The following is a 26,385-nucleotide window of genomic DNA, read 5'->3' on the forward strand; positions in this document are numbered from 1 at the left end:
CCGCATAGTTTAAGGCTCCCCCTTTCCGATGGCATCACGCGCCGACAATATCGCCAGCACGCTCAGCCTGGCCAACTTCTCCAAGGCCACCGAGCTCAAGAAGCGCATCTGGTTCACCGTCGGTGCCCTGATCATCTTCCGCTTCCTCAGCTTCGTGCCGCTTCCTGGCGTCAACCCGCTGGTCCTGCAGTCGCTCTACGAGCAGACGCGCGGCGGCATTCTCGACATGTTCAACGCCTTTTCCGGCGGCGGGCTTGAGCGCATGAGCCTGATTGCGCTTGGCGTGATGCCCTACATCACCGCGTCCATCGTGGTGCAGCTGGCCGCTTCGCTTCACCCGGCGCTGATGGCGCTGAAGAAGGAAGGCGAAGCCGGCCGCAAGAAGCTGAACCAGTATACTCGCTATGGCGCGGTACTGCTGTGCGGCATCCAGGGTTATTTCGTGGCCCAGGGGCTTGAGGCCTACGGCGCCTCCAGCGGCCTGCAGGCCGTGGTCGATCCCGGCCTCATGTTTCGCATGGGCGCGGTGATCAGCCTGATCGGCGGCACCATGTTCCTGCTGTGGCTAGGCGAACAGATCACGTCGCGCGGCATCGGAAACGGCGTTTCGCTGATCATCATGTCGGGCATCGTCGCCCAGATGCCCACGTTCGCCAGCAACGTGATGAACCAGTATTCGGCCGGAGACACCGGATCGATCACGATCATCCTGCTGGTGGTGCTGGTGGTGGCGATGATCCTGTTCATCTGCTTCATGGAGCGCGCCCAGCGCCGGCTGCTGATCCAGTATCCCAAGCGTGCCACGCAGCGCGGCATGATGCAGGCGGATCGCAGCCACCTGCCGCTGAAGATCAACACCGCTGGTGTGATCCCGCCGATCTTTGCCAGCTCGCTGCTGCTGCTGCCGCTGACGATCACCCAGTTCGCCGGCAAGTCGCTTTCACCCGAATCGACCGCGGGCCAGCTGGTCGTTTCGCTCAACCAGTATCTCGGCCACGGCAAGCCGCTCTACATGGCGCTGTATGCGGCGGGCATCATTTTCTTCTGCTTCTTCTACACCGCAGTCGTCTTCAATCCTGAGGAAACCTCTGAAAACCTGAAGAAGAACGGCGGCTTCATCCCCGGCATCCGCCCGGGCAAGAACACCGCGACCTACCTGGACTACGTGCTGACGCGCATCACCGTGATCGGTGCCGGGTACCTAACTATCGTTTGTGTGTTGCCTGAGTACTTCCTGTCGCAAACCGGCTTGCCTTTGCTGTTCATGGGCGGCACCAGCCTGCTGATCGTCGTCAACGTCACCGTCGATACGATTACGCAGATCCAGTCGCACCTGCTGGCGCACCAGTATGGCGATCTGATCAAGAAGGCGAAGCTGAAGGGCCGGTTGCGCTAAGCGCGCCGCCCGGGCCTCGCCCGTGAAGAGTTGCAAAGGGGGGATACGTGAACATCATCCTGTTGGGGCCTCCGGGCGCAGGCAAAGGTACACAAGCGCAGCGCCTGGTTGAAAGCCGGGGCATGCGCCAGCTCTCCACCGGAGACATGCTGCGCGCCGCGGTGAAGGCCGGCACGCCGATCGGCTTGCAAGCCAAGGCGGTGATGGATCGCGGTGAATTGGTCTCGGACGAAATCGTATCGGGCCTCATCGGCGAAGAGCTGGATGCGATGGGCCCGCAGACCGGCGCGATCTTCGATGGCTACCCGCGCACCGCAGCCCAGGCCGAATCGCTGGACGGCATTCTGGCGCAGCGCGGCCGCAAGCTGGATCACGTCATCGAACTGGGCGTCGACGAGGAAGCGCTGGTAGAGCGCATCACCGGGCGCTTTACCTGCGCCTCGTGCGGCAAGGGCTACCACGACAGCTTCGAGAAGCCCAAGACCGAGGGCACGTGCGACAAGTGCGGCGGCCATGAATTCAAGCGCCGTCCGGACGACAACGCCGAGACCGTGCGCACCCGCCTCGCCGAATATCGCGCCAAGACCGCGCCGATCCTGCCGATCTACGAGCAACGCGGCATCGTGACCCGCGTAGACGGCATGGCCGAGATGGATGACGTGACTGCAGCCATCGAGACGGCACTGAACGGTTGAGTGATACCGCGAATGGCTGGGCTAGGTTAAGGCTCCCAGCTGTTCGCAATCGATCATTACAAATCGATTGAACGTGAAAAGAAAAGGCCTCGTGCGGGATCGCACTGGGGCCTTTTCTTTTGCCCGGCAGCCCTTCGCTAAGACCTTGCTGTGGCACCCTGGCGCAAGTGCGCCCCTGAGCCACCCTGCGTTCGTGTCGAGCGTAGTCGAGACACCGCCGCGCTGCGTGAGAGGTGTCTCGACTTCGCTCGACACGAACGGAGGTGGGATAGACAATAACGGGGACGATAGACCGAGCGTACGCCGCCGCCTCAGCCAGGCGAATGCAACGTGCAGTACGAGTGCGCCGACCGCCCCGCGTCCCGGCTTGCGGGCTTAGTAAAGCCCGCCCTGCTCCTGCACGAAGTCTGCCGGCGCGCTGCCGGTGTCCGCGCGGGGCGGGGCGATGCGATCGGCGCGGGCCGCCCGGATCTCCGCCACCAGGGCGTCACGCTTGCGGGTGAATTCGTCCTGCGCGGTGTAGCGCTTGGGCTCGGTGTCGGGCTTGAACGCCTCCCAGATGATCGCGGCCTTGGGATCGTCCGACGGCTCCGCGCCCATCACCTGCTTGCCGCTGACGCGGTCGATCCGGACCATGCGGATGCCGGCGGGGGCGACGAACGGCTGGCGGCTCCAGCGATCCTTGGTGGCGGTCACCACCTGCTTGAAGATCGGCGCGGCGATGCGGCCGCCCTGGGCATAGCCGCCCAACGAGCGCGGGTTGTCGTACCCCAGGTAAACGCCCGCCACATATTGCTGCGATCCGCCCACGAACCACACGTCCGTCGGGCCGCTGGTGGTGCCGGTCTTGCCGAACAGTGGCAAGCCCAGGTCTCGCAGCGTCACGGCGGTGCCGCGCGTGACCACGCCTTCCAGCATGTGGACGGTCTGGTACGCAGTGTCCGGGTCCAGCACCTGCTTGCCGCGCCGCGGGATGCGCGGCATCGGCTTTCCGTCCCACTCGGCCATGTTGCAGCTCATGCAGCGGCGATCGTCGCCACGCCACACCACCTTGCCGTTGCGGTCCTGCACGTAGTCGATGACCGAGGCGGGGAACTGCACGCCGTTGTTTGCCAGGGCCGAATAGGCATTGACCATGCGGTTGACCGTGGTCTCGCCCGCGCCCAGCGCGAAGGAGAGGTAGGGCTTGTAATCACCGATGCCGACGTTGTGGAACGTCTTGACCACGCGGCTCATGCCGGTGTCATTGGCGATGCGCACGGTCATCAGGTTGCGCGATTGCTCCAGGCCCCAGCGCATGGTGTGAGTGCCGCCGCCGCCGCCGCCGAAGTTGCGGAAGCATTTGTTGCCCAGCGCCGCGCCTTGATAGACGCAGAACGTACCGTCCAGCACCTGCGTGGCCGGGGTCATCCCGTACATCAGGCCGGTGGCGTAGACGAAGGGCTTGATGGTGGAGCCCGGCTGGCGCTCTGCCTGGGTGGCGCGGTTGAAGGAGCCCAGGCCACTGTCGAACCCGCCCTGCATCGCCAGGATGCGCCCGGTAGAAGGCTCCTCGATCATCATGCCGCCCGAGACTTCGGGGATGGAGCGGACGGCGTACGTGCCGGACCGCACCGGCGCCGCGGCCAGCACGTCACCCACGCGCGCCTTGTCCGGAATGCCGGTCAGTTCCGCCACGCTGCCATCGCTGAAGCCGATCTGGCCGCTGCTGCCGCTGCGCGAGATGATGACGCCGATCCGCCAGTCGTTATAGTCGATGGACAGGTTGGCGACGATCAACTGCGTCTGCCAGGTGTCCATGTCGTCGAAATGGGCGAGCGGCCCCACCCAGCCGCGATTGCCGTGATAGCGCAGCAAACCGGCGCGCAACGCGTCACGCACCGGCCCCTGCAGCCCCGTGTCGAGCGAGGTTCGCACCCACAGACCACCGGAATAGACGCTTAGCGGGCCATCCTCGGCATTCTCGCCGAAGCGGCCGATCAGGCGGCGGCGCGTTTCCTCGATGAAGTAGCCGATCGAGGGATCGTAGCGCTCGGCACGGCGGGGCTTCAATCCCAGCGGCATCGCCTTGGCTTCCGCGGCGGCGGCGGGCGTGGCCCAGCCGTTGGCGACCATCTGATCCAGCACGTAGTTGCGGCGGGCGATCGCCATGTCCAGGAACTTGGCGCGCCCATAGCGCTCGGGCGCCTTGGGCAGGATCGCCAGGAACGCCGCCTCATGCAGGTCCAGCTGGTCCACGTCCTTGTCGAAATAGGCACGGGCCGCCGCCTGCACGCCGAAGCTCTGCCGGCCTAGCGGGATCTCGTTGAGGTAAAGCTCTAGGATCTGCTGCTTGGTCAGCACCGATTCGATACGGCGGGCGACGATCATTTCCTTCAGCTTGCGCGTGACGGAATATTCGTCGCCGATGAGGATGTTCTTGGCGACCTGCTGCGTGATCGTAGAGCCGCCCCTGGCGCGGGAGCCGGACCCGAACTTGCTGGCATAGTCCACCACCGCACCGGCCAAGCCCGTGTAGTCGACGCCGCCGTGCGTCCAGAAGGTCTTGTCCTCCGCCGCCAGATAAGCGTCGATCAGGGGGCGCGGAAAGTCCACGAAGCGCAGCTGCACCCGGCGTTCGCGGGCGTAGCTATAGACGATCTGGCCATCGATGCCGCGCACCATGGTGGGCAATGGCGGCTGGTAATCGGCCAACTTGTCCGTGGAAGGCAGGTCCTTGGTCAGGATCACCCAGAACACGCCCAGCCCCAGCAAGCCCGCCAGGCAGACATAGGCGAAGCGCCGCAGCCAGGGCCGCCGCTTCCACGCCGCGACGGCGGAACGGAACACGCCGCCGCCTTCACGGCGGATACGATAGGTGACATCCCCAGCGTCTGGGTCAGCTCCGGGTTCGACCTGATCACTCATTGCGCGGGTCCTCTAGCACGGGGCTTTCCCGCAAGGCCAGCGGTCACGATCAGGTCCCGGCCTGGCGAGCGAAATAGGTGCGGATGGCCTGGGCCGCGGCATCGGCGATCACGCGCCGCCCTTCGGCGGATTCGAGGTAGCCGGTATCCTCTGCGTTGCTGATGTAGCCGGTCTCGAACAGGAGCGAGGGCACGTCCGGCGCCTTGAGAACGGCCAGCGCGGCGGATTCGACGGTATCGTAGTGCAAGGGCACCTTGCCTTGTATCTCACGCAAGAACAGCTGCGCCGCGCCCACCGATCCCGCCTGGGCCTCGCGCTGCGACAGGTCGAGAAGGATCGCGCCCACCGCGTCGCTGGTCTGCGAAAGCGGGACGCCGTTGATCGTGTCGGCGCGGTTTTCCCGCGCGGCGAAACGGGCGGCAGCTTCGGTCGAGCCGCGATCGGAAAGGATATAGACGCTTGCCCCCCGCGCCCCGTCGGACTGCGCGCTGTCGGCATGGATGGACACGAACAGGTCCGCGCCCAGATCTCGGGCGATCGCCGGGCGGTCGGCCAAGGGAATGAAACGGTCGTCCTCGCGCGTCATCGCCACGCGGATGCCGCCGCCTTCCAGCAGGCGGTTGCGGATTTCCAGGGCGATCGCCAGGGCCACCGCCTTTTCCTTCACCGCACCCGCCCCGGCCCCGGGATCGAAGCCGCCATGCCCGGGATCGAGCACCACCAGTGGCCGGCTGGCATCTTGCGGGCCGGCTATGGTCGGCAGATCGCGCGGCTGGTTCACCGGCGGCAGCGCGATCCGGACGACGTAATCCCGCCCGCCGCGCGCCAGCAGCGGGCCGAAGACGATGGCCGCCAGTGTCGCCGAGGGCAACAGGAGGAGCATTGCGATCAGAAGCCGGCGGAACGTCACCGGGCGATGACTAGGTGCCCCGCCCCGCCCCGGCAATGCCCCCTAAGGAAGCCGGCAAGATTTTGATAACCATAGCGGCGCTAAGCTTCACCTCGGCTTTCGTCCGGACCTTGCCCCCCAAGGGCACAGATGCTAGGCCAGACCCATCCGGGGCTCTGACGGCTTCGAACCTCGCATTATCGGGAAGGAAGCCCTAGATGGCTCCCGAAGATGCGCCGGCTCTTGTCAGAACCCGGTCGTCACCACCGGAGAATTCGTTTCCGGTGTCCGCACAGGTTGACGCGAACAATGAGAATGCAACTGCCGTCCTGCCAGCCGATGCCCGAACGGGCATGGGCGGAACGGACGCCGCTTGCAGCGCCGCCAATCGCGCCGCGCATTCTCGGGTTTGCAGACACGATATCCGCATACGGAGCGTTCTGCTCCGGGATTACCCACCTTGCCGCGCCACAGCGCCACAGCCGCACCGTCGGCTGGCGCGCCATGTCCGGGCCTTTCGCCCGACGCCGCGGCACCTTCGAACAAAATCGCGCCCCCGCACACTCTGGAGCCCTTGGCCTCAGAGCATCGCCGCGGCGTGTCTGGAGAATACATAATGGCAACGCGCATGCTGATCGATGCGCGCCACCCGGAAGAAACACGGGTGGCGGTCCTCACGGGCAACAGGATTGAAGAGTTCGACTTCGAGTCGGCCGACCGGAAGCAGATAAAGGGCAATATCTATCTTGCGAAAGTCACGCGGGTAGAACCGTCGCTGCAGGCGGCGTTCGTCGATTTCGGCGGCAATCGCCATGGCTTCCTGGCCTTCAGCGAAATCCATCCCGATTATTACCAGATCCCCAAGGAAGACCGTGAGGCGCTGCTGGCCGAAGAAGCCGCGCACGCCGAGGAAGAAGCCGCGCTGCGCGCCAGCGAGTCCGACGATGAGGACGATCACGGCTCCGACGATCATGACGAGTTCGGCGATGGCGGTGTGACCGAGGTCGACACGTCCGAGAAGGACGAAGTCGCCACGATCGAGGACGGCGAGGAAGACGGCGGCGACGAGGACGATTCGGACCACGATACGGCTGAGGAAGGCTCGTCTGACGAGCGCTCGCACCGTCGCGGCCGGGGCCGTCGCCAGGGCCAGGGCCGCAACGGCGGCGGTGGCCGCTCCAAGGAAGCGGACGAGCTGCGCGCCAAGCGCATGGCGCTGCGCCGCCGCTACAAGATCCAGGACGTGATCCAGCGCCGCCAGGTGCTGTTGGTGCAGGTCGTCAAGGAAGAGCGCGGCAACAAGGGCGCGGCGCTGACCACCTACCTCAGCCTGGCCGGTCGCTACTGCGTGCTGATGCCCAATTCCAGCCACGGCGGCGGTATCAGCCGCAAGATCAGCTCGTCCAGCGATCGCAAGCGCCTGAAGTCGATCATCGCCGAGTTGGACCTGCCCCGCTCCATGGGCTGCATCGTGCGCACCGCCGGCCTGCAGCGCACCAAGACCGAGATCAAGCGTGACTTCGATTACCTCGCCCGCTTGTGGGACGAGCTTCGCGAAACGACGATGCGGTCCAGCGCCCCGGCGCTGATCCATTCGGACAGCGATCTGATCAAGCGCGCCATCCGCGACATCTACAACCGCGATATCGAAGAGATCGTGGTCGAGGGTGAGGACGGCTATCGCGCCGCCAAGGACTTCATGAAGCTGCTGATGCCCACGCACGGGCGCAAGGTGAAGCCTTACTCCGACCCGGTTCCCTTGTTCCAACGCTATGGTGCCGAGGATCAGCTGACCGCGATGTACGATCCGGTCGTACAGCTGCGCTCGGGTGGCTACATTGTCATCAACCCGACCGAGGCGCTGGTTTCGATCGACATCAACTCGGGCCGCTCCACCAAGGAGTACGGCATCGAGGCGACGGCGGTGAACACCAACCTCGAAGCCGCGCATGAGATCGCCCGCCAGTTGCGCTTGCGCGACATGGCCGGCCTGGTCGTGATCGACTTCATCGACATGGAGTATGGCTCCAACGTCCGTAAGGTCGAAAAGGCGATGAAGGACGCGCTGCGCAACGATCGCGCGCGCATTCAGGTGGGCCGCATCTCCAGCTTCGGCTTGATGGAAATGAGCCGCCAGCGCCTGCGCACCGGCGTTCTGGAAGCTACCACGCGCGGCTGCCCGCACTGCGACGGCACCGGCCTGGTCCGCACCGCCAGCTCCGCCGGTCTCTCGGCATTGCGCCTGATCGAGGACGAAGCGGCGAAGGGCCGCGGCATCGTGATCTCGCTGTTCGCCAGCAGCGAGGCGGCGATCTACCTCCTCAACGCCAAGCGCGCCGATCTGGGCGACATTGAGCATCGCTATGGCGTGTCTGTCGAAGTGATCCCCGAAGGCGAGAACGAAGGCGCGAAAATGCGCGTGATCTCGTCTGGCCCGCGCAACGAGTTTGTGCCGCGCTTCGATCCGATCGCCGAGGATGTCGAGGACGACTATCCGATCGAGGAGGAGGAAGAGGAAGAAGCCGCCGAGGAGCAGGAACGCGAGCCGCGCGGCGAAGGTGACGATGGTGGCCGCCGCAAGCGCCGCAAGCGTCGCCGTGGCCGCAATCGTGACCGGGGTGACGAAAGCGCCGAGGGTGAAGCCGAAGCCGGTTCGGATGATGCGGACGCCGAGGAAGGCGAAAGCACCGAAGCGAGCGAAAGCGCCGAAGCTGCGGATGCCGCCGTCGCCGCGACCGATGCCGAAGCGTCCGAGGACGGTGATGGTCCGCGCAAGCGCCGCCGCCGTGGTGGTCGTCGCCGTCGTGGCGGTCGCGATCGCGCCGGTGACGAAGGCGAGACGCAAGAAGCCGCCAATGGCGAGGCTTCGGCCGAGCCGGAAGCTGCCGAGGCTCCTGCCGCTGTCGAGGAAGCGCCGGTAGCGGTGGAAGCGCCTGTGGAGGCCGAGGCGGAAGCTCCCCCGGCCAAGCCCAAGCGCACCCGTCGCAAGAAGGCCGACATCGAGGCTGAGGCCGCTGCTGCGCAAGCTGCGAAGGAAGCTCCGGCCGCGCCTGCCGAGGCCGAGGCCGAAGCGCCTGCCAAGCCCAAGCGCACGCGTCGCAAGAAGGCTGACATCGAAGCTGAAGCCGCTGCTGCGCAAGCCGCGAAGGACGCCCCGGCTGCCGAAGCCGAGGTTGAAGCTCCGGCCAAGCCCAAGCGCACGCGCCGCACCAAGGCTGCTGTCGCTGCCGCCGCACCGGTGGAGGTCGCCGCCGAGGCTGCCTCGCCCAAGCCCGCCGAGCCTCAGCAGGCCGACGCCGACGACGCGGCTTCGGGTGATATCGACGGTCCGGACGGCAAGCCACGCCGCGGGTGGTGGCAGCGCACGTTCGGCGCCTGACACCGCCTTGAGCACTACGGACTGAACGCACCCCCTGGCTCACGCCGGGGGGTGTTTTTTTATGCGGGCTGCGGCTGGCCGGGCTTGAGCACGATACCGTCAAACAAAAGCGCCATGGAACGCACGCGGGCAGTGGCGAACCATACCCCATAAGACAGCCCGAACGACATCGCCGTGATTCCCAGCGCCTTCAGCAGCGCCGGCACCGGCAGCGGCTGCGCCAGCCACACCAGCACCGCGATCAGCGGCAAGTGAAACAGGTAGATCACGAAAGACGCGTCGGTCAGCCGCCTAACCGCGGGCATCGGCCGATTGAGCAGCGTCGATGCCACCGCGATCAGCGCCTGCGTGATCGCCAGCGCCGCCATCGTGCCGATGAACCGTTCGGTCATGGGCATGACGTCCTTATGGACCATCAGCCAAAGCGTCGTCGTCCCAAGCCCAGTTAGGGCGATCGGCCACGAGAACCGCTGCATTCGCTCCCGCATCATCGGCGCGCGGACTAGCAGGCACCCCAGCAAGAACCACGGCGCGAACATGATCACCTCGTCCAGCCGCAGGATCTGCTGGGGCAGCATCGTCGCCAGGCCCGCCTTGTAGAACGCCTCCACCGCCAGCGCTTCCCAGGCGCCGACCAGCACGCCCAGCAGCGTCAATGTCAGCAGGAATCGCCGAGCGCAGGCCGCGTCCCAGCGGGGTGGGACCAGGCCGTGGCGCACCCAGGGGAAGCGTCGTGCCAGCAGAGCGCTGGCGGTCGAAAAGTAGAGCAGGATCACGATGAACCACAAGTGCCGCACCCAATACCCGCCCGAGGTCAGCGAGTTTTCCCGCCATGAGCGCAGCGCCTCCGGCCACGGCAGGTTCGAAAGCTCGCACGCCAGATTCATCAGCGGAATCAGCGTGACCAGGCAGGTCAGGAACGGCACTCCGAGCCTGATATAGCGGCCCTTCAGCCATGCCGTCGGCTCTCGCCGCGCCAGCAGCAGCAAGGCGAAGTAGCCCGCGATCACGAAGAAAGCCGGCATCCGGAACAAGTGGATCACCTCGGCAAATTCGGGAAATCCGGCCACACCCTCGCCCGAGTGCACGATGAAGTCCTGACCCGGCTGGTAGGACAGCGCCACGTGATAAGGGATACCTAGCAGCATCAGGAACGCGCGCAGGCCGTCCCAGAAATGCTCACGCTGGTGGTCGTTCTGCGGTGCCATTCGCCTCCTCGTACACGGCATGGCCGGTGTATCGGTGTGCGAATGTGAACTCAGGATAGACGATCCGGCTCCCACCGGCGGCATCAGCGTCAGAAAGGAATCGGCTCACCATCCCAGGCGAACACGTCGCCGCTCTGCGCCGCCGTCAGGCCGTCGATCACCGACAGCAGGTTGGTGGCCGCCTGTTGCGGCGTGGTCAGTTGTCCCTCTGGCACGTTGCGCTGAAAAGGATGCGAGAGCGCGGTGTCCACGGTGCCGGGGTGCAGGCCGACCACGATCGCCTCCTTGTGCGTGCGCCGCAGCTCTATGGCGAAATTTCGCAGCAGCATGTTGAGCGCCGCCTTCGATGCCCGGTAGCTGTGCCACCCGCCCAGGCGGTTGTCGCCGATCGATCCGACGCGCGCCGACAGCGCCGCGAACACACCCCGGTGATCGCGCGGCAGCAACGGCAGCATGTGCTTGGCGATCACTGCGGGACCAATGGTGTTGACCGCCAACATCTGCGCCATGGCCGCAGGATCGATCGCTTTCAGGGACTTTTCCGGCCCTGCCCCGCCCTCGAACGCCAGGACGCCGGTGGCCACGATCACCAGGTCCGGCGGGTTGTCCGCCATGCCCTGCGCCGCGTCCTGTATAGAGGCCTCGTCCAGCAAGTCGAAGCGGAACGGTCGCACCTTCGCGCCGCCATCCACCTGCCGGCGCGCGCCAGCGTGGACGATCGCGATATCGTCTCGCGCCGCAAGTTGCGCCACCAGCGCCGCGCCGATCCCACCGCTGGCTCCGAACACACAGGCCGTCTTCTTGGTCATATGGATGCGCTAACCGAGCCCGCTTCGGCAGAGAAGTGCCCGTAAGCTCATGCCGGGCGGGTATCCATTACCGACGCGATGCAATTGCCCTTGCAGAACATGCACCATCTCTACCCTTGCCCCCGCCCGAACTTTCGCTAGATGGAGGGACAATCGCGGTGAATGCCGCATTGCAAGATCACAGGAAACGTCGATGGCGCAGTTCACCCTCCCGGCCAACAGCAAGATCAAGAAGCGTGGCAACGTCCACAAGGCTGAGGGTGCGACGAAGGTCAAGAAATTCACCGTCTATCGCTATGATCCCGATAGCGGCGAAAACCCCCGGTACGATACGTTCGAGATCGACCTCGATAACTGCGGCCCGATGGTTCTGGACGCGCTCATCAAGATGAAGAGCGAGCAGGACCCAACGCTCACTTTCCGTCGTTCTTGCCGTGAAGGTATCTGCGGTTCGTGCGCGATGAACATGAACGGCCGCAATGGCCTGGCCTGCACCACCGCGATCGAAGACCTCAAGGGTGAAGTGCGCATCACGCCGCTGCCGCACATGGAAGTCATCAAGGACCTTGTTCCTGATTTCACGCACTTCTACGCGCAGTACGCCTCGATCCGTCCCTGGCTGCAGACCGTTTCCACCACGCCTTCGGGCAAGGAGCGGCTGCAGAGCCCGGAACAGCGTGAGAAGCTGGACGGCCTCTATGAGTGCATCCTGTGTGCCTGCTGCTCCACATCATGCCCCAGCTACTGGTGGAATTCGGACAAGTTCCTCGGCCCGGCGATCCTGTTGCAGGCCTATCGCTGGCTGGCCGACAGCCGCGATGAAATGACGGGTGAGCGTCTGGACGAGCTGGAAGATCCCTTCCGCCTCTATCGCTGCCACACGATCATGAATTGCGCCAACGTGTGCCCCAAGGGTCTCAGCCCTGCGCGCGCCATCGCCGAGATCAAAAAGATGCAGGCGGAACGCCAGGTCTGATCTTGAGCCCGGTTCGCGACCGGCCAAGGCGAAAGACCAACGGACGATGAGCGATTACCAGGGCTTCATTTGCGATCCCGTGCCGGATCATCCAGGCTGGCTGACCTGGTCGATCACCGACCCGGAGCTATTCAACGGGGCCGTCATGGGTCAGTTGATCGCCCGGACGGAAAGCGATCGGACGGTACGCGTCCGTATGCTGGAGACGGCGCGGCATCACGGAAACGCTCATGGCAATCTCCATGGCGGGGTCACGCTCTCACTGATCGACATCAGCTTTTTCGCCGCTGTTCATTTCCTCCTGAATGCCGATGCGGCCAGTGCAGTCACCCTTGATGTGAACACGCAATTCATCGGCGCCGCGCGGATAGGCATGCCGGTCGATGCCGTGTGCGAGGTGATGAAGGAGACCGGCCGGCTGGTGTTCCTGCGTGGCACCGTGGAACAGGACGGCGCCACGACCGCCAGCTTCATGGGCACCGTGCGCAAGCTGCCTCGGAAATGACCGGGGTCCTCGATCGATACGAGGCGCTGGTCGCGACGGGTGAACTGCGGGTGGACCCGGACCAGGCCGCCGCCGCCGAGCGCCTGGAACAATTGCAGCGCGAACTGGAAAAAGGCGATGCCGCGATCGGGTTGATCGGGCGGCTGATGCGGCGCAAGGCGCACTCGCCGCGCGGCGTGTACATGTGGGGCGGCGTCGGCCGGGGCAAGTCGATGCTGATGGACTTGTTCCACCAGACGCTGGCCATCACCGAAAAACGCCGCGTCCACTTCCATGCCTTCATGCTGGAAGTACACGCGCTGCTGCGCGAAGAGCGCAAGAAGGAAGCGGGCGACCCCATCCTCCCCGTCGCCGCTACGATCGGCCGCAACCTGCGCTGCCTCGCCTTTGACGAGATGGTGGTGAACAACTCCGCCGATGCGATGATCATGAGCAGGCTGTTCACCGCCCTGATCCGCGACGAGCAGGTGACGATCGTCACCACCTCGAACCGCGCGCCATCGCAGCTCTATAAAGACGGGCTCAATCGCGAGCACTTCCTGCCGTTCATAGCGCTGATCGAGGGCGATCTCGATGTCATGACGCTGGATGGGCCGACCGACTATCGGCTGCAGCGATTGGGCGGCATGGACACCTGGCACACCCCCCTTGGCGATCCGGCGACCGAACAGACGCGCGAAGCGTTCTATCGCCTGACCGACTACCCGCCCGAAGATGCCGACCATGTGCCGTCCACCGATCTCGATCTGGGCGGTGGACGAAAGCTGCACGTTCCCAAAAGTTTGAAGGGCGTGGGCGTTTTCAGCTTCAAGCGCCTATGTGGTGAACCGCGCGGGGCCGCCGACTACCTGGCGATTGCCCGCACGTACCACACGGTGATCATCGTCGGCATTCCCAAGATGGGCCCCGACATGCGCAACGAGGCCGCGCGCTTCGTGACGCTGATCGACGCTTTGTACGAAAATAAGGTGAAGCTGATCGCCGCCGCCGATGCCGAGCCGGAAGACCTTTACCAGGCGGGCAACGGCCGCTTCGAATTTGAGCGAACGGTAAGCCGGCTTAATGAAATGCAGAGTGCCGAGTATCTGGCGCTCGGCCACGGCGAAGACTGATTCGCACCATTTGATCCACATAGCTGAGACAAATCGTGGGTAGAACCACGATGAGCTGCGTATGCCGACTATTGCGCTATCCAAAAACATTGAAGGCGCCTCGAGCTTACGCCCGCGACGCCCACCCGACACAGTTAAGTGTCAGAAATAGCTACGATCCTTTAGTTGTTGGGATCGCCGATGTTTTTCCTAGCTCTTCGACGTACAGCGCAACAACTCGCCGATATCGAAGAACTAGATCAGAAGTTCTGCCAGCCCCAGAACATGTTTCAGACCCCATGGTTTGCCACTCGCAGTTTTCTGCGATGGGCATAGGGTTACCAAAACCTTAAAGTGGCAGCAACGTTTAATTAACCAGAAGACCGGGTGCGCGTGTCCTGCAGTTGCGTGACAAAATCTCGAAATGGCACAGGTCTGCCTACGTAGTACCCCTGAACTTGATCGCATTGCAGGCTTTTCAGCACGGCCATGGCCACTGCGGTTTCAACGCCTTCAGCGACAACTTCACGACCAAGCGAGTGCGCCATCTCAATGATCGACTGCACCAGCAAATGATCGCCAGTATTCGTGTCCACATCGCGGATGAACACCTTGTCGATTTTCACCTCCGCTGCGGGCAGGTAGCGCAAGTAATCGATCGTAGCGTTGCCGGTACCAAAGTCGTCAATCGATAAGCGCAGGCCCGCAGCAACCAATTCTTCCATCATCTGCAAGGTTTTAGCCGAGCGATCGAGTCGATCGGTCTCGGTGATCTCCAGCGTCAGATGCCGTGCCGGCAGATCATGAGCGGCCAAGGTCTCGGCGATCATCCTGGGCAGACGCGGGTTACGTAGCAGCTGCGCGGAGATGTTGACCGACACCGAGAAGTCATGACCGTCGCGGACCAGGGTGGCAGCCGCTCGCACAGCCTTGTCGAGCACGAAGCGGGTGATCCGCTCGATCCGGTGATATTCCTCGGCAATGCCGATGAACTTCTCTGGGCTTATCGGTCCCCGCTCTGGATGCGACCAACGCGCCAGCGCCTCGGCTCCGATGATTCGATTCGTCGCCAGATCGAGCTTGGGCTGGAAGGCCACCCAGACCTCGCCATTATCGATTGCGCGGTCGAGCGAGGTGAGGAGGGAGATTTCCCAATGCACTTCGCCACCGGCATCGTCGTGATGGCAGACCAGCTCGTCCGAACGGACCGCTTCTTCCGCTGACTGAATTGCGTTTGCCAGGCGATTGCCCAAGCCATTGCCGCGATTTGAGTCGACGCCGCAGTTGAAGCCGACGTCGACCTCGGTTTCGCCGATGACGATGCCGTTCTGGACGATGCGATGAAGCCCCTCGAGGTTTTCGAACAGTTCGACGATGTCCGTCAGGTTCGAAAGCCAGGCAAACATGCCGCCTTCGTGATAGACGATTACATCGGGCTCACTGATCCGAATGCGGCGCTGGATTTCGCCTGCCAGATCGCCTTCGATCCGCCCCTCGAAGCTACGGACTATCCCGGCATAGTTGCGAATCTTGAGGGCGACCAGCAAGCCTGACGACGTTCCATCCTGACCGCGAAGCGCTTGAAAGCTGGGCAGGCCGGACGCGGCGTTTGTTTCGCTGACATCGCGGAACTTGTCGAGAGTCCGGGCCCGCCAAGTCGCGTAGATTGCCATGATCGCGGCTGGAACGACTTCGAGCTCCACACCGAACCTGTCCAGAACGACGGGCAGGATCAGCAGGACGATACCCAGGCCGGCCAAGCGCAACGGCGCGATCGAACGGCCGCGGCCCACCCCGGTCACGATCAGCAGCGCGACGACCAGGAACGCGGGAAGCCAACCGAGCGGGAGCGCGGCTCCTCGCTGCAACGTATGCGCGGCGATCACGTGGAAGTACACAGCGGGTACAAATCCGCCGAGCGGCAGGGGCTTGTATTCCGTTGTCGAGGCGGTCCAACCCACGACCATCTTGCGGCCGGCGACCTGACGTGGATCGAACTTGCCTTCCAGGACGTCGTAGTAGCTGATCGACGGTATCGTCTTGTAATCGATTGCGAAATCGGGTCGGAAAAAGCCCTCCCTTATCTCACCCAGCCCCGCCATCGCGGCCGCTAGCGAAGGCAATTTGCCGACCACGCTGTCCGACGAATACGGAAAGCTGTATGCCATGTTCAGCGTCTGCGCGAGAACTGCTAGGGATACCAGCCGCGACGATTGCAGGAACGCGCGATCCGGGATCATGTTGAGCGAGCTGCCGCCCTGCGATGACAGCTTCCGCGCTACACCAAAATAAACCCGCTCGGGATAGCGTTTGAGCGTACCGCTCAGGTCGGCGGAGCCACGCGTCTGCGCCGAGAATGGGTATGTCCGGTCGAAGAAGACCTCTTTCGCGCCAGCCTTCATCAGGTTTTCGACGACCTTGGCATCCAGGCCCGGGTTCACGTCGTTGTCGTGAATTTCGCCCAGTGTCTTGTCGTCGATCTTGACGATGACGATTGACCCATCGGCTTTTTCATACCGCAGCTTGGTGCGGGCCACGATGAAGATGTCTTCCAGCGGCAAGGCGCGGCCGATCGTGCCGAAGAAGACGCCCAGCAGCAACGCCGAGAGCGCGATGCGCCAGCGGCGGTTCTGCCAGATTTCCTGCATTTTCACGATGGGAGAGGTCATGCACCCCGCCTGACTGGCTGTGGCCGACAGGTGGCCCGAGTGCACACGTCCGCACCAGGAGCAGAGCTCCGGGGTCCGTTCGTTGTCGGACAAGATGTAAGGCGACCAGTTATCGTCATGACGCTCTGCGCTGAGGCTACCTCAGCCGTCCTAGGGCCAATGTCCTAAGATAGCGTTTAGTTAATGGTGCCGGTCTCAGCCGCCGGAGGTGGCGGCACACGGGCGATGCGAGGGTTAAACCTTCGTTGCCGGCGCCTGCGAAAGACGGCTCAGAGACCGGTCCAGCATCAGCAATTGCCATAATATCCGTGCGTTGTTGGCACGTCCCGCGACATGATCTTGTGCAAGCGCGCGAACCCTTCCGGCATCAAACCAGCCCGTCTGGCCTAGGGTCGTGCTATCGGCGATATCGTGCGCCGCACCCGCGAGCGGCCCGCGAAACCACGATTCGATCGGCGTGACGAAGCCCTGCTTCTGGCGGAACAGGATGTCTTCGGGCAGGTGGCCACGCATCGCGTGCTTCATCAGCCACTTGCCCTGCTGGCCTCGTATGCGCAGGTTTTCCGGCAGGGTCGCGGCGAATTCCAGCAGGCGGTGATCGAGCAGCGGCTCGCGCGCCTCCAGGCCCACGGCCATGCTGGTGCGATCGACCTTGGTCAGGATATCGCCCGGCAGCCATATCTTCAGGTCGGCATATTGCGCCTGATCCAGCCCGGAACGCGCGGGAGCGTTGCGCATCGTCTCCAGCATCAGCCATTCGGCGCGATAATCACCGCGCAACCGCTGGAAGTCGGGCGAGTAGAGCCTGGCGCGGTGCTCGGGCGGCGTCACGCCGATGGCGCGCGCGTAGCCCTCTGCGCTATCCCCCGCCAGCGAGAGCAGCGTCGTCTTGGCCCGTAACGGGCGCGGCGCCCAGTCCGCCTTGGGGTAGATCGCACCCAGGGCGCCGAACACGGGGCCGCGCAAGGCCGCCGGCAAGAACGCGCGCAGGCGGTCCTCGCCATGCTGGAACAAATGGCGGCGATATCCGGCAAACGCCTCGTCCGCGCCATCGCCGGACAGTGCCACAGTCACCGTTTCGCGCGCCAATTGGCACACGCGCCATGTCGGCAAAGCGGAGGCATCGGCGAAAGGTTCGTCGAACATGGCGGCCAGGGCATCGACCGCCTGGAAATCATCGGGCGAAACCAGCCGCGCCCGGTGATCGGTGCGGAATTGTTCGGCGATACGGCGAGCGTAGGCGCTTTCGTCCAGCGCGGCTACGTCGAAGCCGATCGAGCATGTCTTGACCGGCTGGCCGCTCGCCTCGGCCATCAGCGCGACGACGCTGGAGCTGTCCACCCCGCCCGACAGGAATGCGCCCAGCGGCACGTCCGCCACCATGCGCGAAGTCACCGCCTGGCGCAGCAGGTGCAGCAGTTCCGCCTCCAGATCCTGCTCTTTGCCCTTGCGGCGTTCGGCAAAGGAGATATCCCACCACTGGCGCGCGGCGGGCATCGGCTTGCCGCGTTCGACCAGCAGCGAATGCCCGGCGGCCAGCTTGCTCACGCCTTTCAGCATCGAGCGGGTATCGGGCACGTAGCCCCAGGCGAGGTAGTCCTCCACCGCCAGCGGATCGATGGTTCGGTCCAGCAGCGGATGGGCCAGCAGCGCCTTCAGTTCAGAAGCGAACGCCAGCGTGCCATCGCTCAGCGTCGCCAGGAACAAGGGCTTCACGCCCAGCCGATCGCGCGCGAGGAACAGGGTGCGCGCTTCCAGATCGTAGATCGCGAAGGCGAACATGCCGTGCAGCCGCGATAGGCAATCCGGCCCCCACTTCTCCCAGGCGGCCAGGATCACTTCGCTATCGCCGTCGGTGCGGAACCGCGCCCCGGACGCGCGCAGTTCTTCCCGCAGCTCGCGGAAATTGTAGATCTCGCCGTTGAAAACGAGCATCGCTCGGCCATCGGCCGAAGCCATCGGCTGCGGCGACCCTGCGACGTCGATGATCGAGAGGCGGCGATGGCCCAGCGCGACACCCGGCGCGGTCCAGACGCCCTGCCCGTCCGGACCGCGATGGGCGATGGCGTCGCACATCCGCTCCAGCCGCGCCGGGTCCATCGGGCGGGCGTCGTTCAGATGGAAAAGACCGGCAATACCGCACATGGCCGTCAGCGCCCCTGGTTCATGCCGCCGAGCCGATCCATCCATGGACCCAGCGGACCGGCAGCGGATACGAAGGCGCGGATCGCACCGGCGGCAGATTGCGCGGGGCGGTCTTCGGCGGACAGGATCAGCACCATGGTGGGCCGGGCCTGCAGCGTCATGCGATCGCGCATCGTGGCGAGCTTGAGGCGGGCGTTGCTGCCCGACAGCAGATCACCGCTGCGATACCAGGTCTGCGCCTCTCGCGCGACACGGCCCGCGCCCAGCAGACGCTCGCCATGGCCGCCGGCGATGGGCGCGGCGCTGGCCTGCCAGGACCAGTCGCTTTGCGGCATCAGCGCGCCCTGGCCATAGCCGCCCGCTTCCGCCCCGTCGCGCTGGCTGGCGTAAAGCGCGACGAACACGTCGACCCGCCGGCCCGATGCGTCGGCATAAGAGCCGAGGAGGCGGTGATCGGCCCCGCCCGCGCGCGGCTGCCACCAGATGAGGGGCTCATAATCGACCCGGGTCCAGCCCGGAACGGCGGGAAGATCGATGGCGGGCGGCAGCGGCGCGGCCAACCGGTCCGCCGCGTGAGCCCAGCCCTGCACGGCGGCCAGGATCGCCACAGCGAGGACGATCACCCAGGGGCCGGTGCGCAGCGCGCTCAGCCGGGTCAGCCACGGTGTTGCCTCAATCGCGGCGGCGTCGATCATCGGATCGTCGACTGGCCGGTCGAAGAAGCGCCACGAAACCGCAACGATCACGCCGATCACGACCGCGAAGAACACCCAGCCATAGACGATATGGTCGAACCCGGCAGCGGCGGCTGCTCCGACGAACTGGGCGGCGAAGATCGTGCCCCAGGCGCGGATGCCGTTGGCGATAATCGGCACGACCACGCAGGCCACCATCAGCGCCGCGCGCCTCCGATTGCTGACGAAGCAGACGTTCGCCATCAGCGTGCCGAACGCGATCATCGCGATCAGGAACTTCACGCCCGAGCAAGCCTCCGCCACTTCGAACAGTCCGGCAGGCGTGGTGATGAACACGCCGTCAACCTGCGCCGGAATGCCGCTCAGGTGAACCAGTGCGATGGTGATATGCGCGGTTATGGTCTGCAGCAGTGTCACCAGTTCCTCTCCGCACGGGATCAGGAACACCATGTAGAACAAAGGAAACAGCAGCCCGGCGGTGACGCGCGGCCCCATCAGCAGCGGCACCAGCGACGCGCCGAGCGCGACGACGCCCGCTTGGCGCGTCAGGTCTAAGCCGGAGATCGCACCCGACAGCCAGATCAGCGCCGCCCCCGCGAAAGGGATCAGCCCCGGCCACCATAGCGCCGGCTCCAGCTTGGCGATTTCCACACGCCGCTGCCAAACCAGCCAGCCGATGATCGCCGGCACCAGCAGGATGTGGTTGTAAGTGGAGATATCCCACCACTGCCGCACCATCGCCGCGCAATCGGCGGCGAAAAGGATCATCAGGGACAGCGTGGCCAGGGCCAAGCGCAGCACGGCGGTGCGCCACGCGGGAGACAGGGCCTGCCAGGCGCGCGGCGGGGCCGGCAAGGCTTCAGGCCGCATCGCGTGCGTTTCCCGCTGCCACGCCCAGCAACGAATCGAGCGGGGCGAGCGCAGCAGGCCAGCTGGCCTTTTCCACGACGAACCGGCGAGCGGCTTCGCCCATGGCGGCAGCGGCATTGCGGTTTTCCAGCAGCTTCAGGCAAGCCGCGACTAGCGCGTCATCATCTGCGCCTTGCAGCCATTCGGTGCCGTCTTGCGCCGGGATGCCGGTCGCAGCTTCTGGCGAAAGCACCACCGGCAGCGCCATGGCCATCGCCTCCAGCACCTTGTTCTGCACGCCGCGCGCGATCTCCAGCGGCACCAGCGCCAGGTCGCAACCGGCGAGCCACGGGCGGACATCGGGGACGCGGCCCCAGACATGGACGCCGTGCCGACCGGACAAGGCCGTCAGCGCGGGCGCGGGATTGCGGCCGACGATGTGCAAGCTTGCGTCTGGATGCACCGCCCGGATGCGCGGGAGCAGCCGCTGCGCCGCGCGCAGGCAGGCATCGATGTTGGGCGCATAGTCCATCTGCCCGGTGAAGATCAGGCGCGGGCCGGTGAACCGGGCCAGCTGCGGTTCGGCTTCGACCCGGGCGGGATCGAAAGTATCGCTATCGATGCCGTTGCCCAAGGTGCGCACGTCCACCCCGGCGGCGGGAGGATAAGGCGCAGGCAATCGAGCGCGAAACAGCGCGGCTTCCGCGTCGCTGATCAGCAGGTTGGTGTCAGCCTGGGCGGCAAAACGCCCTTCTTCCGCCTGCAACAGCCGCGCCTCGCGCTGCTGAGCCCAGCCCTTCACCCCGCCATCGCGCGCAGCGTAAGCCTGAAACTTGGCCGAATCCACATCGACGAAATCGGCGATGAGACGGCCCCGGAAATTCTCCGGCACATACTGCCCCATCTGGCCCGAGAAGACGTAGATCGTGGAGATCGGGCGCGTCGCCAATATCTTGCAGACATAACGTGCCAGCGTGCCTGAACGAAACGCCGTCAGGCTGATAGGCTGGCCGGTCACCATCGCCTCGGCGGCGGCCAGCGGCAGCGGCTTAGAGCGGCGCACCAGGCAGTGGCTTGCCGCCATCGCCGCCAGTTCCGGCTCGGCGGCGAAGTCCAGCGCATCATCGGCGAACGTGGCGACGTGGACCGGCGCGCGCGCCGCCAGATGCTTCAAGACGTGGTGCGAGCGGATCTTGTCGCCGCGATCCGGTGGAAACGGGATGCGGTGCGCGATGAACAGGATTTCGGACACTCAGCCCAATCCCCGCGCGATCCATGGCCCCAGCCGGTTGGCGACAGGCAGCGGCAGCTTTTGCCACAGCGCAATCTGTGCCCGGTGCTTGGCGCTGGTGGGATCGGCATCGCGCGTGTCACTGCCGGGCGCGGTCCACACCGCATAGCTCAGCGGCTCGGGCTCGAACCCCCAGTTGCGCTTGAAGTGATAAGCGCCGCTGTTGGTCTTGGAGCGTCCGAAGTCGAACCGGTCGCACCCGCGCCGCCGCGCGTGGAGCATCAGCTCGTAATACATCCGATCGTTGGCGCGCAGGCGTCGCGCGTCCCAGGTGCCGCCGCCCCAATAGGGCATCACCGCGCCGCGCCAGTAAAGCGAGAGCACACTGGCGACGGGCCGCCCTTCATGGCGCACGGTCAGGATGTCCACCGCATCGCCAAAGCCATCCAGCACCGCTTCGAACAGCGCGCGGGGAAACACCGGGGTGCCCAGGTTGCGCACGCTCTCGGCATAGACGGCGTAGTGCGCAGCGCGATCTTCAGGTGCCGTGCCCACTGTCACGGCGAAATCATTGGCAAGGCTCTTGCGCACTTCGGCGCGTTGCTTGCGCGGGATGGCGGTCAACTGCACATCGTCATCGGTGGCAAGCGGGCGGACGAAGCCACAGTGCGATTGCGTGCGCAGCGCCCAGCCCTGCCGCGCATCGCTGACAGGCCCACCGCGCAGCTCGATGGTGGGGCAGGAATGGCTTTGCGCCAGGCTCTCCGCCGCAGCCAGAAGCGCGGTGCCGTCCTCGCCGTCCGAAAGGAGCAGGCCGCCGTCGACGGCAAAACCGGTGGAAGCGAGTAGGCGACCGAAGATCGGCGAGTGAATTTCGTTCAAGGGGAGCAGGCCGATGATCGCGCCTGCACCTCGCTCTGCCAACAGTACCAGCGCCTTGTTGCCGGTGCCCCGCTCCACCGCCGCGATCCAGGCGGGCAGGTGAAACGGCGTGCCTTGCGGATGACCGGCCACATAGCGTTCGATCGCGCCGCGTTCGTCGGGATCGCGCAGGTCCGCCAGCCGCACTGTGGTCCGGACAGGCGCGAAGGGGGCGTTCATGCCGCCAGCGCCACCGCGTGTGACGCCTCGCGCACCGCGATCGCATCCATGCGGCCCCACGCGAAATCGCCGACCAGATGGCGCAGCTTGGCGGCCATGACATCAAGGTTGGTATAATGGCGCAGGCGCGAGCGCATCGGGGCATTCTCAACACGGGGCTGATCGGGATCGATTTCCCAAGGGTGGAAATAGAACACGGCGGGTCGCCCTTCGCCGTTCACTTGCCGGATCGCCCAGCGCGAGAACGCATAGGGCAGCACGCGGAAGAAGCCACCGCCGCCCGCCGCCAGGCGCCGCCCGGCAAGCATGGCGGTCGTCACCGGAATCTCCACGAAATCGTGCCCGGCAACCGGGTGGAAAGCGAAGCGCGGCGCTTCGCGCCAGCCGTAGTGATCGTGCGCGATCGGCGCGACGCTGGAGGAATAGGCATAGCCTTGCGCCGCCAGTTCCTCATGCGCCCAAGGGGTGCGGGCGTCGATCGAGAAGCTGGGCGCGCGATAGCCGGTCACCGCCTCGCCCGCCGCATCCTCGATCGCGCGGCGGCTGACCGCCAAGTCCTGCCCGAACGTGGCGCGGTCCATGCGGAACACGCGCTGGTGATCCCAGCCGTGGCTGGCGATCTCATGACCCTGCGCCACGATGCGGCGGATCAGCGCGGGATGGCGCTGCGCCACCCAGCCCAGCGTGAAGAACGTGCCTTTGACGCCCGCATCGTCGAACAGCGCCAGGATAGCGTCGCAATTGTGCTCGACCCGGCTCTTCAGGCCTTCCCAGTCCTCACGCTTGATCACCGTCTCGAACGCGCCGACCTGAAACCAGTCCTCGACATCGACCGACAGGCCGTTGATGACTGCACCACCCACTGGACCACCCGCTGGGGCACGCGATGACATCGGTCTAGCTCCCGGATGCTCAGGCAGCGGCGCGGCCGGCATCGCCGCTTTCGATCCACTCGATGATCATCGTCAGCGTGTGGCGGATCGTGCGGTCCTGCTCGGACAAGCGGGCGTTGAGCGCCTCGATCTGCTGGTCGATCGCGGTGAGCAGCTCGGCATGGGCGGCCTGGCGGCTTTCCTCGCGCTCCTCGACCGTGTTGGCCAGTTCGACCACGGCGTGCTGCAATTCCTGGATCTGGGCGTCACGCTCGGCAATGGCCGCCTCGAACGCGGCCGTGGCGGCGGCGATGGCGCTTTCATGCTCCTGCGCGGTGGATGCCGGGGCGAAGGCCGTACCCGTAACGCCCGCCGGCTCTATGCGCGCAGGCTGGGGTGAAACCAGCGTGATCGTGCCGTCCTCGTTCAGATCGCCCAGCACCTGGGCCAGCATGGCGACGTCGATGTGCTGGCGCTGTTCCACCGCGCCCAGCAGCAGCAGGCGATTGAGCACCTGGTTTATACGGCGGGGAATGCCGGCGGTGGCGGAATGCAGTTCCACGAACAGGCGCTCATCGAAGCTGGGCTTGCCGGTCCAGCCCGACCGCGTCATGCGATGCTCGATATAAGGCTGAACTTCGTCCGGCTGCATCGCCTCCAGATGGTGAGTGGCGATCACGCGCTGGCGCAACTGCTCCAGCTCGGGGCTGTCCAGCAGCAGGCCGCGAAACTCCGGCTGGCCCAGCAGCAGGGTCTGCAACAGCGGGTGAGAGCCCAGCTGGAAGTTGGAGAGCATCCGCAGCTCTTCCAGCGCGCCGATCTCAAGGTTCTGCGATTCGTCCACGATCAGCAGGCAGCGGCGGCCCGCGCGGGCCTCGTCCTGCAGGAACTGCTCGATCATGCCCAGCGCGCTGGCCTTGTCATGCCCTTCCACTTCCAGCCCGAAGGCGTGGGCGATGACGTGGACGATCTCCTCACCGTCCAGCGCGCTTGTGACGATGTGCGCGGCGGTCAGCCGCTCCGGGTCGATCGTCGCCATCAGGTGCGCCACCAGCGTGGACTTGCCCGCGCCCACTTCGCCGGTGATCACCACGAAGCCCTCACCCTGCGCCAGGCCATAGCCCAAGTAGGACAGCGCCTTGCGATGCGTCAGGCTCTCGAAATAGAACGCCGGATCGGGGGTGAGCTGGAACGGCCTTGAGGTCAGCCCGTAGAAATCATCGAACATCGTCTTTGTCTCCTTGGGCGATCAGAAGCTGTAACGCATGCCGACCAGCGCCGATGCCGTCCAGACATCGTCCAGCGGCGCGGGCTGCAGCGAGCCATCGATGCCCACTGCGGCGGTCGCGCGCAAGCGGGCGGTGAGCAGGCGGTAGTAGCTGGCCGATGCGCCCACGCTGGTGATGTCGGTCAACAACAGGTCATCGCTCTTCAGCCATTGCGCGTAGGCATTGGTGGCCCAGCCGGATTGCGGATCGATCCGCCCGCCAAGATAGGCCGCCAGCCAGTAATTCTCGTCCACCACGCCGTTGGCCTGCGCCAGCACGGTGCCGCGCGCGGCGATGAAGCGGCGGCGATCATACCCGGCGCCAAGGCCGGCGTTCAACGCGCCCAGCTTGATAGAGTAGCTGGCGGCGATCCCGCGTGCCCGGAACGTGGCTGACCGGATCGAACCGAGCGCACCGGCCAGGCAGCTGTTGCCGTTCAAGGAGGATACGCAGCCGCGCAGTTCGCCCGAAACCGGATCGCGCACCGCTTCGAAATCATCGGGCAACTGGTCCAGCAGGCGCGTCACCTGTCCGCCGAAGCCCGCCACGTTGTCATACACCGCCACGCTCAGCGCGCTGCGATCGTTGGGCGCATAGGTCAGCGTGCCGTTGAAGCTGGTAGAGCCATAGCGGCGGCCGATATGCGCGGTCAGCGAGGTGCGGCGGCTGGGGCGCCACATCACGCCCACGTCCCAGATCAGGCCGTCCACGTCGTAGGCGATCTGGCGCGGGGCGCTGTCATCGGTGACGTAGCGGCCATTGCGGATCACCGGGCGGCCCGCAGCATCGCGCACCGCATCCCGGCTGGAGATCTGCACGTTTTCATACCCCAACGCGCCCGTCGCCTGCAGGTTGGGGTTGATCGGCACGGTCACGATGCCGCGCACTTGCGCGTCGCGCACGCGCTGATCGAGGTTGGAGATATCCTCTTGATAAAAGCTGCCCGCCGCACCGATCCCCACCGGCAGCGCGGTGCCCGGCGCCATCATCGCCGAAACGTCGGCGATCTGGACCACGCTCTTGTCGAACACGTCGAACGCGCCCAGCGTGGCGTTGTCGAAATTGCGGTCCTGATCCACCTTGGTGAAGCCCGCGCGATAATTGGCGCTGACGCCGACATCGCCCACCTGCGTGGCGTAGGACGGCCCGGCATAGACCGAGTACAGCTTGGTCGTGCCCTGATCCACGCCGCGTCCGCCAAAGCCCAGCCCGCCGCGATCGCCGCTGGCGCGCGTTGCCAACGCACCGCCCTGCACGGTCAGGCCAGGGGCCAGCGTGGTATAGCCGTTGACGACGCCGCTGATGGTATCGCCATCGCCCGCGCGCTTGCCCCAGCCGAAGTGATGCTCATAGCGGACCGAAGCCGCCACCGCGTTGCGCCGCCCGGCGACGACCGCATCCACGCCGGCCACCACCTGGGTGTAGGTCAGCACGTCACTGCCGGGAGAAATCTCGGCATTCACGATCTGGTTCAGCTCGACATAGGGGATGACGACCACTTGCTTGCCGCCGCCACGCCCGTTGCGCCCGCTGCCGCCACGCGGCGCCTTGGCGGACGAGCCGCTGTCACCGGGCGCATCGGCTCCCGGCCCGTCACCGCCGGTGCCGCTGACATCACCATAGCCGATCGATTGCGCCTGGGCGGCAATCGGCAGCATCAGCGCGGCCATGGCGGCCGAAACCAGAAGGGGGCGGGCCAT

General features: G+C 65.3%; 19 protein-coding genes. 6 read left to right on the forward strand and 13 right to left on the reverse strand.

Features of this window, described 5'->3' with window-relative positions:
• Positions 1-28 precede the first annotated feature (28 nt).
• Positions 29-1,396: a preprotein translocase subunit SecY gene (gene secY / locus GGR39_RS08920; protein ID WP_183616788.1), complete on the forward strand. Its 1,368-nt coding sequence runs from the start codon at positions 29-31 to the stop codon at positions 1,394-1,396.
• 47 nt (positions 1,397-1,443) lie between these two features.
• Positions 1,444-2,091, forward strand: a complete 648-nt coding sequence (locus GGR39_RS08925; RefSeq protein ID WP_183616789.1) for an adenylate kinase — start codon at positions 1,444-1,446, stop codon at positions 2,089-2,091.
• A 375-nt stretch (positions 2,092-2,466) separates the two neighbouring features.
• On the opposite strand, the gene GGR39_RS08930 is transcribed toward GGR39_RS08925, so the two are convergent.
• From GGR39_RS08930 to GGR39_RS08940, 3 genes are all read right to left on the reverse strand, one after another.
• Positions 2,467-4,998: a penicillin-binding protein 1A gene (locus GGR39_RS08930; RefSeq protein WP_183616790.1), complete on the reverse strand. Its 2,532-nt coding sequence runs from the start codon at positions 4,996-4,998 to the stop codon at positions 2,467-2,469.
• 49 nt (positions 4,999-5,047) lie between these two features.
• Positions 5,048-5,881: an N-acetylmuramoyl-L-alanine amidase family protein gene (locus GGR39_RS08935; protein ID WP_183616791.1), complete on the reverse strand. Its 834-nt coding sequence runs from the start codon at positions 5,879-5,881 to the stop codon at positions 5,048-5,050.
• Positions 5,882-6,147: 266 nt separating this feature from the next.
• Positions 6,148-6,393 carry a hypothetical protein gene (locus tag GGR39_RS08940; protein ID WP_183616792.1) on the reverse strand — a complete coding sequence of 82 codons (246 nt, stop codon included), beginning with the start codon at positions 6,391-6,393 and terminating at the stop codon, positions 6,148-6,150.
• A 110-nt stretch (positions 6,394-6,503) separates the two neighbouring features.
• On the opposite strand from GGR39_RS08940, the gene GGR39_RS08945 reads away from it, so the two are divergent.
• Positions 6,504-9,266 carry an Rne/Rng family ribonuclease gene (locus tag GGR39_RS08945; RefSeq protein WP_183616793.1) on the forward strand — a complete coding sequence of 921 codons (2,763 nt, stop codon included), beginning with the start codon at positions 6,504-6,506 and terminating at the stop codon, positions 9,264-9,266.
• 59 nt (positions 9,267-9,325) lie between these two features.
• On the opposite strand, the gene GGR39_RS08950 is transcribed toward GGR39_RS08945, so the two are convergent.
• Positions 9,326-10,474, reverse strand: coding sequence for an acyltransferase family protein (locus GGR39_RS08950; RefSeq protein WP_183616794.1), 1,149 nt, complete (start codon positions 10,472-10,474; stop codon positions 9,326-9,328).
• A gap of 89 nt (positions 10,475-10,563) precedes the next feature.
• Complete coding sequence (locus tag GGR39_RS08955) at positions 10,564-11,283, reverse strand: SDR family NAD(P)-dependent oxidoreductase (RefSeq protein ID WP_183616795.1); 720 nt, start codon at positions 11,281-11,283, stop codon at positions 10,564-10,566.
• A 193-nt stretch (positions 11,284-11,476) separates the two neighbouring features.
• Between GGR39_RS08955 and GGR39_RS08960 the strand changes: the two genes are divergently transcribed.
• From GGR39_RS08960 to zapE, 3 genes are read left to right on the forward strand one after another with little or no spacing between them, the layout of a single operon-like run.
• The gene (locus GGR39_RS08960) at positions 11,477-12,259 is read left to right on the forward strand and encodes a succinate dehydrogenase iron-sulfur subunit (RefSeq protein ID WP_058735987.1); all 783 of its coding nucleotides are present in this window, start codon (positions 11,477-11,479) and stop codon (positions 12,257-12,259) included.
• A 46-nt stretch (positions 12,260-12,305) separates the two neighbouring features.
• Positions 12,306-12,764: a PaaI family thioesterase gene (locus tag GGR39_RS08965; RefSeq protein ID WP_058735986.1), complete on the forward strand. Its 459-nt coding sequence runs from the start codon at positions 12,306-12,308 to the stop codon at positions 12,762-12,764.
• Positions 12,761-13,876 (forward strand): cell division protein ZapE, encoded by a 1,116-nt coding sequence (zapE, locus tag GGR39_RS08970; RefSeq protein WP_183616796.1) that lies wholly within the window; start codon positions 12,761-12,763, stop codon positions 13,874-13,876. Before GGR39_RS08965 ends, zapE begins: the two co-directional genes overlap by 4 nt.
• 350 nt (positions 13,877-14,226) lie before the next feature.
• On the opposite strand, the gene GGR39_RS08975 is transcribed toward zapE, so the two are convergent.
• From GGR39_RS08975 to GGR39_RS09010, 8 genes are all read right to left on the reverse strand, one after another.
• On the reverse strand, positions 14,227-16,524 hold the full coding sequence (locus tag GGR39_RS08975) for an EAL domain-containing protein (protein ID WP_183616797.1): 2,298 nt from the start codon (positions 16,522-16,524) through the stop codon (positions 14,227-14,229).
• Between the two features lie 234 nt (positions 16,525-16,758).
• On the reverse strand, positions 16,759-18,669 hold the full coding sequence (locus GGR39_RS08980; RefSeq protein WP_183616798.1) for an XrtA/PEP-CTERM system amidotransferase: 1,911 nt from the start codon (positions 18,667-18,669) through the stop codon (positions 16,759-16,761).
• Positions 18,670-18,674: 5 nt separating this feature from the next.
• Entirely contained in the window at positions 18,675-20,234 is a 1,560-nt protein-coding gene (gene xrtA, locus GGR39_RS08985) for an exosortase A (protein WP_183616799.1), read from the reverse strand.
• Entirely contained in the window at positions 20,224-21,465 is a 1,242-nt protein-coding gene (locus GGR39_RS08990; protein WP_183616800.1) for a TIGR03087 family PEP-CTERM/XrtA system glycosyltransferase, read from the reverse strand. Before GGR39_RS08990 ends, xrtA begins: the two co-directional genes overlap by 11 nt.
• Positions 21,466-22,545 carry a FemAB family XrtA/PEP-CTERM system-associated protein gene (locus GGR39_RS08995; RefSeq protein ID WP_183616801.1) on the reverse strand — a complete coding sequence of 360 codons (1,080 nt, stop codon included), beginning with the start codon at positions 22,543-22,545 and terminating at the stop codon, positions 21,466-21,468.
• The gene (locus GGR39_RS09000; protein ID WP_183616802.1) at positions 22,542-23,438 is read right to left on the reverse strand and encodes an XrtA system polysaccharide deacetylase; all 897 of its coding nucleotides are present in this window, start codon (positions 23,436-23,438) and stop codon (positions 22,542-22,544) included. The genes GGR39_RS08995 and GGR39_RS09000 overlap by 4 nt, the downstream gene beginning before the upstream one ends.
• 19 nt (positions 23,439-23,457) lie before the next feature.
• Positions 23,458-24,645 (reverse strand): XrtA/PEP-CTERM system-associated ATPase, encoded by a 1,188-nt coding sequence (locus GGR39_RS09005; RefSeq protein ID WP_183616803.1) that lies wholly within the window; start codon positions 24,643-24,645, stop codon positions 23,458-23,460.
• Positions 24,646-24,666: 21 nt separating this feature from the next.
• Positions 24,667-26,385 carry a preprotein translocase subunit YajC gene (locus tag GGR39_RS09010; protein WP_246388526.1) on the reverse strand — a complete coding sequence of 573 codons (1,719 nt, stop codon included), beginning with the start codon at positions 26,383-26,385 and terminating at the stop codon, positions 24,667-24,669.

The sequence above is a fragment of the Novosphingobium fluoreni genome, from assembly GCF_014196615.1.
In the GTDB taxonomy this organism is placed as follows: Bacteria; Pseudomonadota; Alphaproteobacteria; order Sphingomonadales; family Sphingomonadaceae; genus Novosphingobium; species Novosphingobium fluoreni.

What these genes read in the sequence shown, in the direction of transcription:
- GGR39_RS08935 (WP_183616791.1), bottom strand. Translation starts at nt 5,881, where the DNA reads ATGCTCCTCCTGTTGCCCTCGGCGACACTGGCGGCCATCGTCTTCGGC.
- GGR39_RS08965 (WP_058735986.1), top strand. Translation starts at nt 12,306, where the DNA reads ATGAGCGATTACCAGGGCTTCATTTGCGATCCCGTGCCGGATCATCCA.
- GGR39_RS08950 (WP_183616794.1), bottom strand. Translation starts at nt 10,474, where the DNA reads ATGGCACCGCAGAACGACCACCAGCGTGAGCATTTCTGGGACGGCCTG.
- GGR39_RS08960 (WP_058735987.1), top strand. Translation starts at nt 11,477, where the DNA reads ATGGCGCAGTTCACCCTCCCGGCCAACAGCAAGATCAAGAAGCGTGGC.
- GGR39_RS08995 (WP_183616801.1), bottom strand. Translation starts at nt 22,545, where the DNA reads ATGAACGCCCCCTTCGCGCCTGTCCGGACCACAGTGCGGCTGGCGGAC.
- GGR39_RS09010 (WP_246388526.1), bottom strand. Translation starts at nt 26,385, where the DNA reads ATGGCCCGCCCCCTTCTGGTTTCGGCCGCCATGGCCGCGCTGATGCTG.
- secY (WP_183616788.1), top strand. Translation starts at nt 29, where the DNA reads ATGGCATCACGCGCCGACAATATCGCCAGCACGCTCAGCCTGGCCAAC.
- GGR39_RS08980 (WP_183616798.1), bottom strand. Translation starts at nt 18,669, where the DNA reads ATGTGCGGTATTGCCGGTCTTTTCCATCTGAACGACGCCCGCCCGATG.
- GGR39_RS09005 (WP_183616803.1), bottom strand. Translation starts at nt 24,645, where the DNA reads ATGTTCGATGATTTCTACGGGCTGACCTCAAGGCCGTTCCAGCTCACC.
- GGR39_RS08945 (WP_183616793.1), top strand. Translation starts at nt 6,504, where the DNA reads ATGGCAACGCGCATGCTGATCGATGCGCGCCACCCGGAAGAAACACGG.
- GGR39_RS08975 (WP_183616797.1), bottom strand. Translation starts at nt 16,524, where the DNA reads ATGACCTCTCCCATCGTGAAAATGCAGGAAATCTGGCAGAACCGCCGC.
- GGR39_RS08940 (WP_183616792.1), bottom strand. Translation starts at nt 6,393, where the DNA reads ATGGCGCGCCAGCCGACGGTGCGGCTGTGGCGCTGTGGCGCGGCAAGG.
- GGR39_RS09000 (WP_183616802.1), bottom strand. Translation starts at nt 23,438, where the DNA reads ATGTCATCGCGTGCCCCAGCGGGTGGTCCAGTGGGTGGTGCAGTCATC.
- zapE (WP_183616796.1), top strand. Translation starts at nt 12,761, where the DNA reads ATGACCGGGGTCCTCGATCGATACGAGGCGCTGGTCGCGACGGGTGAA.
- GGR39_RS08930 (WP_183616790.1), bottom strand. Translation starts at nt 4,998, where the DNA reads ATGAGTGATCAGGTCGAACCCGGAGCTGACCCAGACGCTGGGGATGTC.
- GGR39_RS08955 (WP_183616795.1), bottom strand. Translation starts at nt 11,283, where the DNA reads ATGACCAAGAAGACGGCCTGTGTGTTCGGAGCCAGCGGTGGGATCGGC.
- xrtA (WP_183616799.1), bottom strand. Translation starts at nt 20,234, where the DNA reads ATGCGGCCTGAAGCCTTGCCGGCCCCGCCGCGCGCCTGGCAGGCCCTG.